This is a genomic window from Lysinibacillus sp. NPDC092081, from assembly GCF_044755845.1.
Lineage (GTDB): Bacteria > Bacillota > Bacilli > Bacillales_A > Planococcaceae > Lysinibacillus.
In genome coordinates this window covers 26,913-40,650 of sequence record NZ_JBIVRU010000013.1, presented here as the reverse complement: position 1 = coordinate 40,650, position 13,738 = coordinate 26,913, and the positions used below count along the sequence as shown (strand labels likewise).

Annotated in this window: 11 protein-coding genes and 1 other annotated feature; of the genes, 5 read left to right on the top strand and 6 right to left on the bottom strand. The window is 36.8% G+C overall.

Translation table 11 applies throughout. From position 1 onward, the window contains the following. Positions 1-543: 543 nt before the first annotated feature. Entirely contained in the window at positions 544-1,512 is a 969-nt protein-coding gene (locus ACIQLB_RS17445) for a quinone oxidoreductase family protein (protein ID WP_400728419.1), read from the bottom strand. A 66-nt stretch (positions 1,513-1,578) separates the two neighbouring features. Between ACIQLB_RS17445 and ACIQLB_RS17440 the strand changes: the two genes are divergently transcribed. Both ACIQLB_RS17440 and ACIQLB_RS17435 read left to right on the top strand, forming a co-directional pair. Then, positions 1,579-2,196 carry a hypothetical protein gene (locus ACIQLB_RS17440; RefSeq protein ID WP_400728416.1) on the top strand — a complete coding sequence of 206 codons (618 nt, stop codon included), beginning with the start codon at positions 1,579-1,581 and terminating at the stop codon, positions 2,194-2,196. Between the two features lie 110 nt (positions 2,197-2,306). Beyond that, positions 2,307-2,570, top strand: a binding site (T-box leader). Between the two features lie 67 nt (positions 2,571-2,637). Then, a complete protein-coding gene (locus ACIQLB_RS17435) occupies positions 2,638-3,885 on the top strand; it encodes an MFS transporter (protein ID WP_400728413.1) in 1,248 nt (415 codons plus the stop codon). 505 nt (positions 3,886-4,390) lie between these two features. Here ACIQLB_RS17435 and ACIQLB_RS17430 read toward each other — a convergent pair. From ACIQLB_RS17430 to ACIQLB_RS17420, 3 genes are all read right to left on the bottom strand, one after another. Then, on the bottom strand, positions 4,391-5,575 hold the full coding sequence (locus tag ACIQLB_RS17430) for an NAD(P)/FAD-dependent oxidoreductase (RefSeq protein WP_400728410.1): 1,185 nt from the start codon (positions 5,573-5,575) through the stop codon (positions 4,391-4,393). 50 nt (positions 5,576-5,625) lie between these two features. Further along, the gene (locus ACIQLB_RS17425) at positions 5,626-6,054 is read right to left on the bottom strand and encodes a helical membrane plugin domain-containing protein (protein ID WP_400728407.1); all 429 of its coding nucleotides are present in this window, start codon (positions 6,052-6,054) and stop codon (positions 5,626-5,628) included. Between the two features lie 594 nt (positions 6,055-6,648). Then, positions 6,649-8,163, bottom strand: coding sequence for a DHA2 family efflux MFS transporter permease subunit (locus ACIQLB_RS17420; protein WP_400728405.1), 1,515 nt, complete (start codon positions 8,161-8,163; stop codon positions 6,649-6,651). A 157-nt stretch (positions 8,164-8,320) separates the two neighbouring features. On the opposite strand from ACIQLB_RS17420, the gene ACIQLB_RS17415 reads away from it, so the two are divergent. Next, a complete protein-coding gene (locus ACIQLB_RS17415) occupies positions 8,321-9,226 on the top strand; it encodes a TetR/AcrR family transcriptional regulator (RefSeq protein WP_400728403.1) in 906 nt (301 codons plus the stop codon). A 76-nt stretch (positions 9,227-9,302) separates the two neighbouring features. Here the strand turns inward: ACIQLB_RS17415 and ACIQLB_RS17410 are convergent, their stop codons facing one another. Continuing rightward, positions 9,303-10,946, bottom strand: coding sequence for a sensor histidine kinase (locus ACIQLB_RS17410; RefSeq protein WP_400728400.1), 1,644 nt, complete (start codon positions 10,944-10,946; stop codon positions 9,303-9,305). Beyond that, positions 10,943-11,644: a response regulator transcription factor gene (locus ACIQLB_RS17405; RefSeq protein ID WP_400728397.1), complete on the bottom strand. Its 702-nt coding sequence runs from the start codon at positions 11,642-11,644 to the stop codon at positions 10,943-10,945. Before ACIQLB_RS17405 ends, ACIQLB_RS17410 begins: the two co-directional genes overlap by 4 nt. A gap of 103 nt (positions 11,645-11,747) precedes the next feature. On the opposite strand from ACIQLB_RS17405, the gene ACIQLB_RS17400 reads away from it, so the two are divergent. Continuing rightward, positions 11,748-12,914, top strand: coding sequence for a DUF418 domain-containing protein (locus tag ACIQLB_RS17400; RefSeq protein ID WP_400728394.1), 1,167 nt, complete (start codon positions 11,748-11,750; stop codon positions 12,912-12,914). Positions 12,915-13,118: 204 nt separating this feature from the next. Beyond that, a complete protein-coding gene (locus ACIQLB_RS17395) occupies positions 13,119-13,673 on the top strand; it encodes an SLOG family protein (RefSeq protein WP_400728391.1) in 555 nt (184 codons plus the stop codon). Positions 13,674-13,738: the final 65 nt, after the last annotated feature.

Genomic DNA, 13,738 nt, shown 5'->3' with positions numbered 1-13,738 from the left:
CAATCAACCTAAAAACTTGGCATACGTTTAACAAATGTTGGTGAAGAGCCTATCATATTTAATGTTTTAGTATTATATTTACATCAATTTCAAATTAGCCATATAACACTTTAACATTGGCACACTAGTAAAATCTAAATGAAATAAATACCATATTATGTATTTATAAGAGACCAAATATAACATTATAATAAAAAATTAACCTAAAACAAATAACAATATAAAAATAAGGTAAAGAAAGACAAAAATCCATATAATAATACCTCATTTTAAAAAATATTTAAAGGAAACCCCTATTTGTTGTCGAAAAATGAAAGGTGGTTTTAGTTAGGATAATACCTACAAATAATGTGGTAATTCTTGAAAAAAATAATAGGATTTTTCCTAGTTTTATCTACTCTGTTTTTTTGCTCTTAAAATTCTATTGACTGATGAACTTGATTCTGTACCTTCCACTCACAACAATACCGTTTTGAACTACAGACACTAAAATAAAAGCAACCTCTGTATAGCGAGTTGATCACTATACAGAGGTTGTTCATTTTATATTTTAATTAAAATCTTCCCTTGATGCTGGCGACTTTCCATCAAATCATGTGCTTTCTGCATGTCTTCTAATGTAAAGATCTTAGCAATTGGTACTTGGAAGCTTTCATCCTTCAATATTGCAAACATCTCCTGTGCAATTTGTTGTAGCATTTCTGGCTTGGCAGCTCGAGTCTTTCCTAGGCTAAAGCCTTTCACATTGCGGCAGCTACTATGTAAATCAGATGTTTTTATATTTCCGGCTTTGCCACCGCTATTCCCAAATTGCACCAACGTACCATACGGAGCTAAACAGTTAAAGCTCTCTTCCGTAATATTTCCTGCAATAGAGTCAAAAATAATGTTAACACCATGACCATCCATATATTCATTGACTTGCGCACTAAAATTTTCGTATGTCAGTACATGATGTGCACCTAGTTCAAGGGCAATTTGCGCTTTCTTCATATCACCAACCGTGCCAATAATCTTCTTGGCGCCTAGCTTTTTCGCCATTTGAATAAGCATTGTCCCTGCACCACCAGATGCAGCATGAATTAATACGCTATCGTTTGTACTAATCGGCGCAATTTGATGTGTCAAAAGATAGGATAGAAACAAAACCGTTGGCACCGCGGCTGCCTTTTCCAAAGAGACATCACTCGGAATTTTAAAGACGAGCTGCTCTTTCGCCACCACATATTCTGCATAGGCTCCCTTTTTCGGGAATGCAAGAACGACATCTCCAGCTTTAAAAGCACTACTTTCATCAAAAACCTCTTCAACTACACCAGCTACATCTAAACCAAGTACCATCGGAAAACTTGCTTTTGCTTTATTTCCTGTTCTGTTTTTAATATCAGCAAAATTCACACTCGTGTATGTCGTACGTATTAATATTTCTCCTGCTGAAATAGTGGGCTTTGGACATTCCACGTACTTTAAAACATCAGAACTACCAAACTCATTAATGATCACAGCCTTCATAAATTTCCCCCTCCTTGTTATAGTTAAGATTATAAAATAAAAAAAGAAATTAATGGGGGTTTTTCCATGAAAATCAAACCTAAAAAAGAACAATACAACGATGTTACATACAATTACTTTGATATAGAAAGTGACAAGGTGTGTTTTATGTTCTCTGGCACAGGCTATACGTATGAAAAACCACTTCTTTATTATTCCACTGAGCTGATGCTAGAGCTTGGTTATGATGTAGTACAAGTATGCTATGCATTTAATTCGCAGCAATTTGAACAGGGGCCAGAAGCTATTTCAGCAATGGTTTATACAGCCGTAAACCCTATTGTGGGATATATTTTAAATACAAAATCTTATACAGAAGCTGTTTACATAGGAAAATCACTCGGAACATTACCTATCACAGATTTTTATATGCAGCAAGCTTCACCTGTTCCTTCTCGTTATATGCTATTAACACCCCTACTGTCACTTGATCATGTTATGAAAAATTTGCTTGGAAAGCAGGCGTTTCTAGCAATCGGTACAGCTGACCCTCACTACTCTAAAGAAAGTTTAGAACAACTTTCTTCACATGAACTTGCTATTGTAGAAAATGCTGACCATTCTCTTGAAATAGCAAATCGTACAGTTGAGTCCATCATCATTTGTCAGTCATTATTAACGAAGCTTAAAGCTTATCTTCAATAAAAATATCGGAACCTTTTCAGGATTTATCGGTATAATTTCTGAATTTATCGGAATGTTTTCAAAATTTTTCGGAACACTTTACCAAAATTATAAATATATGCTACACTAGCAAAAATACATTGAAGAGAAGAGTAAATAAGGCTGTTCTTCCCAGAGAGCTCGGGTTGCTGAAAACGAGTAAGAACGAATTATTGAAACAAGTCTCGGAGTAGCGCATTGGATTTTGTTTGAATGATGGTGCGACGGGAACTCCCGTTACAGAGCAACAGTATAAGCATAAGTATTTATGCCGTACTGAAAAGGCTATTATGGTGACATAATAGCAAACTAGGGTGGCACCACGTGAGTATAAATTCTACAATCTCGTCCCTAAGACAAATCGTCTTGGGGGTGGGATTTTTTTGTTTTAGTTATTTGTCATAACTACAAGGAGGAATTTATATGAGCATGAATAAATTATTAGAAGCGTGGCGTTATCCGGCAATATTATTGTTTAGTATTGGTGTATCCAGCGTTGGAAGCTGGATATATTTTATAGCTTTAAATCTTATTGTCTTAAACCTTACAGGGTCAGCTATAGCTGTGTCCGGATTGTATATCGTTAGAGCGTCATCTACACTTTTTGCTAATCTTTGGTCAGGTAGTTTGATAGATCGTTTAAATAAAAAATATCTCATGATTGTTCTCAATCTTTTCGAATCTTTACTAATTGTCATACTACCTTTCTTCTCTACGTTGACTTGGATATATTTCATGGTCTTTGTGATCACAATAGCTAGTTCTATGTATCATCCGACTTCCATGACCTACATTACGAAATTGATACCAATTGAACAAAGAAAACGTTTTAACTCGCTTCGTAGCTTACTTGATTCTGGTGCATTCATAACCGGTCCAGCCATTGCAGGACTGCTGTTTACGATTGGAACGCCTACTATGGCAATTTACTTGAATGCCATTGCTTTATTTTTATCAGCCTGTATTACATTAGGTATGCCTAATGTTGAAGCTAACCAACAGCTGGCTAGTAAAGCAGATGAGAAAATTTCCTACAAGGTATTTTTCAATGATTGGAAGCTTGTTATAAGATTTAGCCTTAAAAATCCGTACATTATGATGATCTATTTTTTATTTAGTGCGATGCTTGTCATGATGACCGCGACGGATTCTTTAGAGGCTGCCTTTGCTACTCAAGTACTTTCATTATCCGAAGGTGAATACGGTGTGTTAGTGAGTATAGCAGGCGCTGGAATATTAGCTGGCTCTTTAATGAATACAGCAATCGTTGAAAAAATACCAACTGCTTGGCTTATAGGTTTGGGATCACTAATAACAGCTTTAGGCTATATAATTTCTACATCCTCTTATACATTTCTTATAGCTTCTTTAGGATTTTTTATTATATCCTTCGCAACAGCATTTGCTAATACGGGCTTCTATACTTTTTATCAAAACAATATTCCTGTCGATAGTATGGGGAGAATAGGAAGTATTTACGGCTTTGTAGAAGCCTTGTTCATTATTATCATAACTGCCATCTTTGGCGTTGCAGCTGAAATTATATCTATTCGATATGTTGTTGTATCTGCAGCCATCACCATGTTTGTAGTAGCAACTATACTGCTAATTTTTAATGTTCAACCTTCAAAGGCCAGATTTTATAGAAATGTTTCTGAACTCAATGAGTAGAAGAAATTTTGATGCTGTCGCTTCGCTTTCGCATACGGAAGCAATCGCGATATAAAATTAGTAGCACCTCCTATATAAGAGGTGCTACATAAAACGTTCGGATAAGACATAATGGTTTTTTTACCGTTGTATCGATAGCTCTATTTGTTGCTTTGACCGTTCTATCCGTCGCTCTGATTTCTTTCCGTCGCTCTGGCTCTGCTTTCCGTCGCTTTGACTGTTCTTTCCGTCACTCCGACTCTTCTATCCGCCGTTCTGATTTCTTTCCGTCGCTTTGACTGTTCTTTCCGTCACTCCGACTCTTCTATCCGTCGCCCTGATTTCTTTCCATCGCTCTGGCTCTGCTATCCGTCGCTTTGATCGTTCTTTCCGTCGCTCCGGCTCTTCTATCCATTTTTACGGCTGCAATGTCGAGCATTCACTTCTCTTAAATTGTATGTATACCCTAAATAAAACAAAAAAGGGCATGAATTCAATATTACTATTGATTCACGCCCTCAAAATATTAGTACGCTAAGCCGAATAGCGCTTTAATGTGTGTAAGATAGCGAATGTTAGACGCTTCTTTCATAAGTGTTGCAGGAAGACCTTTAAGTTCTGTGTTGCTAGCACCGATAGTCGCAACAGCGTCTTTACGGCCTAAGCTTGCAAGTGTACCCGAGTTAATTGCAGAGAAAGGTTTCATCTCTTGGTTTTTGTATTGTGCGAATAGGTTGTAACCAGCGCACTCACCCATTTGCCATGCAACTTGAGCAGTTGGTGCGTATAGCGGACGTCCGCCATCAGCAGGTAACGCTACTGATGCATCACCGATTACGAAAACATCATTATGAGATGTAGATTGTAAGAACTCGTTAATCGTAGCTTTACCGCGGTCTGCTGCAAGACCAGACTCGCCAACGATTGGAAGTGGAGCTACCCCACCTGTCCAAATAAGTGTATTGGCAACGATTGGCTCACGATCTTTAAGAGCGATGACGTTACCATCAACACCTGTTACAGGAGTACCAGTAATGAATTCAACGCCACGTTTTGTTAAGCTTTCAGTAGCACGTTGGATAAGTACATCTGGAAGTACTGGTAAGATTTTTGGACCAGCTTCAACAAGTTTGATTTTAAGGTCAGCAAAGTTAACACCGTGTTTTGCTGCGATTTTCGGGAAGTTGTCCACGATTTCACCAACAAGCTCTACACCTGTTAAACCGCCACCACCGATAACGATTGTTGCATCTGCTTCGTCTTTTGTTTGTGCATATGCTTTAATACGGTCTTCGATGTGTTTGTTAATTTTGTTTGCTTCGTTCACTGATTTAAGTACCATTGAGTTTTCTTCTAATCCAGGGATACCGAAGAATCCAGTTTGGCTACCTAAAGATACTACTAAAGTATCGTAATTTAAAGTATAACCATTATCTAGGTCCACTTTTTTAGTGTCTACATTGAATTTTGTTACTTTAGCAATTTGTAAATCAATATCCAAACCTTTAAAGATTTTTTTAAGTGGTAAAGCAACAGCACCTTCAGCAATAGTACCACCAGCTAAACGGTGAAGTTCAGTGATGATTTGGTGTGTTGGGAATTGGTTTACTACAGTAATTTTAGCTTCATCAGCTGATAGATACTTGCGTGCAGTTAATGCAGTTAAAACGCCAGCGTAACCAGCACCTAAGATGACGATTTCTTTTGACATGATTAATTAATCCTCCGTCCTTACGTTTTGACTATATCTCAAGTCGAGTCTTATTTAGCTTTACGTTCAGCGCTTACTTGTAAGAAAGCATTAACAAAACGGAAAACACCTTGAACTTGTGGGTCTTTTAACATTTTCATAAGTCCGAATAAACCAATTACTTCTTGGCTTTCAGACGCACGGTCTTTCGCTTCAATTGCAGTAGCTGCAAGGTTTTTAGCTGAGCCTACTACTGGGCCTGCCATTTCTGTTACCGCACCAACAGTATCATTTTTCAGTACTTCGTCAGTTGCAACAGCTTGAGCAAACTCATATGATTTTGTTAATAGCGTCATCATTTCAGTTAACTTAGGTAATTGTTCAACTAAAGTTGTAAGTGATTCCTGAACCTCAGGCTTTAATAATTGATCTAGCACATCCAGTTGTTCTTTACTCACAGTTAATTGTTCAGACTGTGTTTGGTTATTCGTTTCTGACATTTTGAACTCTCCTTTGCCATCACTATCACTATTTTAATTTTATTGCTTCCATGTAAAAAAGACCATTAAGGCACTTCTTAACAGTCGTTACAGCGCGTATATCTTACAAATCACCAGTCTCAAGAGCTGGATAGCAATTCGTATAATTTGTTATTACAATGTTAACTTTATTTTGCAAAAAGTGCATCATAATTCCATCCTTATCTCGTCTTGGTGACATTACAACCTCCATTATAAGACTGTTTGCACATTATTTCAATGAGCTAAATCACAATTTCGACAATCTTTTCAAAATTCATTGATTTTATCAACTATACATCGTATTTAAGTTTGCTTTTTGTCTCCACTGTTAAAAAATACAATATTTTCAATCTCAAATTTTAAAAATATCTCTGTAAAACATTTGATTTTCAATAGTATTTGGTCTATTTAAACTTCCCCTCAATTGTTCATGTAATACTAATAAAAAAATTTATCGCCTACATTTTTTAATTTATCGATAACTAATTACGATTCATCACCCAAATTGCCTCATTTCGTTTATCAAAAAACCTGTTAGAAGAAAAATTCCTCTAACAGGTCTCAACATCACAATTATTTAGTTGGTTTTTTCAAGTCCATAGAAGCCGCTGAGCTTTCAATTTTTACACGTTTTAGGAAGAACGCAAGCACTAGCGCAAGGACTGTAATACAAGCTGCTATGAAGAATGAGTGTGTTATACCATCTAATAAAGCATTTTGCATAATGTGATCCTGCATTTGTTGCATTTGCTCCGGCGTTGGTGCAACACCTGATTGTGCTGCATTCACTTTAGCTTCTGCAATTAATTCTTCGGCTTTAGCTTTTGTACGGTTATTCATGAACGTTACCATCACAGCACTACCAATTGCCCCTGCTACTTGCTGTACAGTATTGTTAATAGCTGTACCATGCGGGTTCATCTTTTGTGGTAATTGGTTTAAACCGTTTGTCATAATCGGCATCATAACCATTGACAAACCAAACATACGAATTGTGTACAAAGATACAATAAATGTATAACTTGAGTCTATTTCTAACTTTGTTAAACCGAATGACGCAATTGTTGTAATCGTTAAACCGATGATTGCTAGTATACGCGGTCCGAATTTATCAAACAGCTTTCCTGTAATTGGCGACATAATCCCCATTACAACTGCCCCTGGAAGCATCATTAAGCCCGCTTTAAATGGATCAATTCCTCGAATCGATTGTACATAAGCAGGAGTTAAAATCATCCCAGAGAACATAGCCATTGACACGATAACCGAGATAGCTGACCCCAACGCAAACATTGGGTATTTATAAATACGTAATTCTAGCAAAGGCTGATCCATACGTAGTTGTTTAAATATGAAGATGATTAAAGCAAGAAGACCAGCTGAAATTGTGCCATATACCCAAGGACTTGACCAGCCCTTATCCCCTGCAGTACTGAAACCATATAGAATACCACCGAATGCAACTGTTGATAATAGTACTGATGGGAAATCTAAATGAATTTTACGTGTCTCCATCACGTTTTCTAATTTCCAAATACCAAACAATAAACTAATTACAGCAAACGGAATAATCATTTGGAATAGCATACGCCAATCATGATGCTCAACAATATATCCTGATAACGTTGGGCCTATCGCTGGTGCTGTAATCATAACTAAACCAAAGATCCCCATTGCCGACCCACGTTTTTCTTTAGGGAAGCTAATTAACATTACATTCATTAAAAGTGGTGACATACTTGAAGCACCCGCTGCTTGCACCATACGACCTGCAAGTAACATACCGAAGTTAGGTGCAAAGCCAGCCATAATTGTACCGATTGTAAAGACTGACATCGCTGCAATAAATAAATGTCTATTTTTAAAGCGTGTTACGAAGAATGCTGAAGCAGGTACTAAAATACCACTTACAAGCATATAACCTGTTGCTAACCATTGTACCTTTGAATACGTTATGTCAAAATCTTTCATGATTGTTGGTAACGCAACGTTTAACAATGTGTTATTAAGAAAAGCAACAAAAGCACCCACAAATAAAATACCAATCATACCATAGGGAGGCTTTTGCAATGTTTGCCCACTATTCATTTATACCCCTCAATTCTTTCTTGTTTTTTTCGATAAAACTTATTTTATACTCGTAGTCTACTTTTTTCAAGAATTAAGATTAAAATTTTTAAAAACATTGATATATAGGCGTTTTCAATATAGAATAAGAGTATAATATTTTAAAAAAGGTGAGGTTATGAACAAAAGAAAAAGACAAATTATTACTGCTGCTCGTGCTCTATTTATTGAAAAGGGATTCGTGGATACATCGATAAACGACATCATTAGCGAAGCCAAAATCTCAAAGGGCACATTTTATAATCATTTATCTTCTAAAAATGAATGCTTAATCGCTATATTAGACGAAGGGCGTGAGGAGGCAAGTAATCGCCGTCACGAACTGCTTTACGGCAAAGATCCTACTGATTTGGAAGTATTAACACAGCAAGTTGCGGTACTCATGTATGTCAATCGAGAACATAATTTAATTCAAATTTTTGAATCGGTTTTCCATTCTCGTGATAATGAACTGAAAAAAATTATTTTAAACTATCATTTGCAAGAGCTAGAGTGGCTTGCCAATCGACTTGTACAAGTTTTTGGAGAAGAAATTAGTCCAATTAGCTACGAATGTGCTGTGCAGACACTTGGTATGATTAACCTTTCAATACGTGCTGTCTTAATTGCTGATTATAAATATATAAATCGCGAAGCCATTGTACGTGTAGCATTACGCAATATTAGCGTAATTATACCTGTTATGCTTGAATCAAAAGAAATCCTCATTAGTACGGAAATGATCAACACGATACAAAACGTCGTGAACTATAGACCAGTTAATAAGGAAATAGTCATCGAGCAATTAACAGGCTTTAAAAAAGGATTATCTAAGAATGAAACAGTGGAAGGGTTAGAGTACGTAGAATTCTTATTAGAGGAACTGCAGCGTGAGAAACCAAAACTCTTTATCATTGAATCACTTCTTACACCTTTCCGTAAAGCATTCGTTGGGACCGAACACGCAGAAGAGGCACGTGACATCGCTAATAGCTTATGGCGCTATGTAAAGATTGAGCGACCATCAGAACGCTGTACCAAGTAAAACTTATCTTCACACACATAAAGGGACTATATGGAAAGTGTAGTATTACGCTTTTCATATAGCCCCTTTTTCGTATTTACTTACATTCAAACATCAATACAAATACTGTACCTTCCGCTCCTGATTGGACACTAATGGTACCATCGTGTAAATCAATTAACTGCTTCGTAATAGCCAATCCTAGCCCTGTACCTGCCGTATCATCAGTAGTATTCGTACCTCGATAATATCGCTCAAAGAGGTTATCGAGCTCCTCCTGAGGAATTCCCGGACCTCGGTCAGCAATTGTCAGCATAATCTCCTTGCCTATATGCTGCGCTTCTACGTTCACCTTTGTACCGTCAGGCGTATATTTTTTAGCATTGGTTATTAGATTATCTAAAATGCGCTTTAATAAAAGCTCGTCCGCTTCAAGCATGACATCCCCATACACCTTTACAGACACTTGCTCATCTGCAAATTGTGGTAACCATACGTTGAGTGGTAACAACACTTTTTCAAGCTGTATCGCTTTATTTTTTAATTGATACGTATATGTTAAGTCTCGTATAAGAGCATCCATATACGTCGCCTTCTCCTGCATCGTAGTTGCAAAGACGCGCATTTCTTCCTTTGTCCACTCATAATCCTCGGAAGCTAGCATTGTTGAATAACCATAAATAGAGCTTAACGGTGTCTTTAAATCATGGGATAAGCCTGTTATCCATTCCTCACGTAATCGCTCTGCATGCTTAATTTGCCTTTCATTGGAAGAGAGGCGTTTTGATAAATTATTAATCGATTCATCAACTGGCTGAAATAATTTAAATTTCCTCTTTAACTTCCCTGTCTCCCGATGATGGATACTTTTATCTCTTACTTTACTGTAGTCAAACTGGGTTAGTCGCTCGATACGAGATATTACATAAATAAGCGGACGAACAAATTGACGGGAAATGCTAATCGATAAAAAGATGATCCCTATTAACAATATAATATGTCCACCAAAGAAGATGGAAACAAATAAAACCATCGCTTTATTAAAAGGCTCGTCAAATGGCTTATATGATGGGTTGGGCATACGTACAACTAGTGTCGAGCCATCCTCTAAAGCAACATTTCGCGAAAGCTCTTTATACTCAAAAATATCGTAATTCTCTTCCAGCAATTGAGGCTTATGGAGCTTTTTATAGCGCTCACCAATGACTTCTACACGATCCCACTGCTCATTATAGATTTCAACTGAGGCCTTCTTATCCTGTAAACGCTGGAGCAGTTCTGAAGAAACCTCTCCTTTTTCCTTCCAATCCCGAACTACTTCCTCAAAAAGCGGTTGGACAGGTAAGGACGGGAGGAATAACAAATGGTATTTAGGAATCTCCCACGTGTGCATTCCTGCCCGTTTAAGAGACATTATTTCGTTATCTGTCATACTACATAGTTCACATGTATCTCCCGTGTAATCAACAATGTCCATCGAATTATCAAACAAATATAATTGCCCTAAGTTCTCCTTAGCTCGCCTCACTAAATAATCAGCAATCTTAATAGATTCTCCTTTTTCCACAACAGCATCATCTTTAATTTCAGAGGAACTCATTATGTGAATATCGTCACCGACATGACTATTGATAAAGATTGCAAACAACACCAAGCTTATAATAAAGCCTGCAATGAATAGTAAATAAAAAATAATGAAATAAGATACAAAACGAAGCGTTAATCTTCTAGCTGGCTTCATGAATGAACATCTCCAACAAGTTTATACCCAATCCCTCTCACTGTAATAATGCAGGTTGGTTTACCTGGATTTTTTTCTATTTTTTCTCGCAGTTTTCGAATATGCACCATCACGGTATTATCATCAAACAAACAGTCACCCCATACGCGCTCGTAAATTTGCTCCTTCGATAATACTTGCCCTGCATTTTCACATAAATATTTCAATAAATAAAATAACCTACCGCTAATAATTTCCTTTGTACCATTTACAGTCACCTCCGCTGCATCGATATCGAATGTAAATCGACTGCATGAAAATAAATGACTTCCCGAAACATCTTTTTTCTTGATATATCTCGAAAGCTGGACCTTCACCCTAGCAACAAGCTCAAGTGGATTAAATGGCTTCGTAATATAATCGTCTGCCCCGTTCATAAAACCACGAAGCTTATCTGCATCACTACCTTTTGCCGTTAAAAAGAATATTGGCGCTTCACTTTGCTCTCGAATCATATTCGCCATATCAAGTCCACTACCATCCGGGAGCATAATATCTAATAGATAAAAATCAAAAACCTTCATTTCAATTTTCTTTTTTGCTTCTTGAACGGATTCGCAGAGAGTAATGTTTGAAAATCCTTCTTTTCTTAAGATAATTTCAATCATTTCTGCAATTGCACGTTCGTCCTCTAATACTAAAATTGACGCGTCTTGCATGCTATCACCTTCTTTTAAGATTACTTTAAGATAGTCATTATTTAACCATAAGCTTTACGAACTACACTATGTATAAGATAACCAATTAAGGAGATAAAACGCAATGACAACTAACCGTGTTACCTTCATAGATACAATGCGTGGGTTTAGCTTATTCGGCATCTTAATGGCGAATCTGTTGATTTTCCAGTTTGGTATGTATGGCAAAGATGAACTAAAAGATCTTTCCGCCCTCGATCAAGGAGCCTTGTATTTTGTAAAAATCTTTATAGAGGGATCATTTATGCCGATCTTCACCATTTTATTTGGCTTCTCTCTTATTAAACTTATAGAGTCTATTCGTAGAAAAAAAAATAAGAGTCGATGGTCCATTTTACGCCGAGCAACGGGACTAATTGCTTTAGGTTGGCTCCATTCATTTTTATGGGAGGGCGATATTTTATTTTCATACGGCTGTATGACTTTATATTTAATCCCATTTATTAATCGAAAACCAAAAACAATATTTATTTGGGCAGGTATCTTATTTTTACTTACTACAGCCTTATCGTTTGCTTCCTTAGAAGAAACAAAAAAAGAACAGAAAGAAATAGCAACCTATATAGAGAAAGCCGATGATGTGTATGCAAATGGAAGTTATTTAGAAATACAGGATTTCCGTTCAAATGCCATACCTCCTGGAATGGACGATCCTGCCATTATATTCGTTCTTTTAATTTTAGCACCTATCATGTATGCACCATTATTCCTTTTTGGTATGGGTCTCGCTAAAATGCAAGCCTTTGTAAATATGGAAAGTGAAAAGAAATGGTATTGGATAGGATCCATACTCGTTCCTGTAGGTCTAGCTTGTAAAAGTTTAAGTTTTATAGATAGCTATTTTTCCGGAATGTTGATGATGGGTGGTTCACAACTACTTTCAATTGGCTATGTCTGCCTGGCAGCTTTATTATATAAAACTCGCCCAGTACAACGTCTCGCTCCCGCCTTTGAGAGTGTCGGTAAACTATCATTAACCAATTATCTAATGCAAACCATTATTTGTACAACAGTATTTTATGGATATGGTCTAGGCTTATACGGCAAACTCGGCGTATTTGGCGGTATTTTATTCGGAATCGTCGTGTATAGCCTGCAATGTGTTTTCAGCCTTGCCTATTTCAAGAAATTTAAACGCGGACCATTTGAAACCGCACTGCGTGTATGGACGAATTGGTCTTGGAACGGACAGGTTAAAATAAAGCAGAAAGGAAGTACTTTACATGAATAGTGACTCCAAAGAGGACTTTACAGATACATGGTGGTTCTTAGGAATCTGTACTGCTGTAGCTGCCGTTTTAACACTATTTGCTTTTTAATATAACAATCAACTTTACTTGGGAACAACTATACAACAATATCTTGGAATTCGTTTTCATTCGCCCCCTACTGTATACTATGACTACACATACTATACAGCTTAGGGGGCGTTTTTTTGCTACAGCGAATTATTATTACTGGCTATAGACCACATGAATTGGGCATTTTTAATGACAAGCACCCCGGCATTGCCATCATAAAAAAAGCACTCGAAAACCGTCTACGTATATTGATTGATGAAGGTTTGGAATGGGTGATTATTAGTGGTCAGCAAGGTGTAGAAACATGGGGTGCTGAGGTTATTCTAACGCTAAGAAATGAATTTCCTCATTTAAAATATGCTGTGATCACTCCTTTTTTAGAGCAGGAGAAAAATTGGCAAGAACAGAAGAAAGAAAAATATCAAACTTTAGTAGCTCGAGCAGACTTTGTAACGAGTGTGACGAAAAAGCCATACGAAGCTCCGTGGCAATTTATCGAAAAAGACAAATTCATTATACAAAACACAGATGGTCTGCTGCTAATTTATGATGAAGAAAATGAAGGTTCCCCGAAGTATATGAAACGTCTAGCAGAAAAATATATGGAAACACACGAATATACACTTTTAATGATTAACGCTTATGATTTACAAGTAGTAGCAGAAGAAATACAGCAACAGGATTGGTAGGTAAAATATTGATATAATTTTCTGATAATTATATACTAGAACTATATTATGAATCATCACAATAG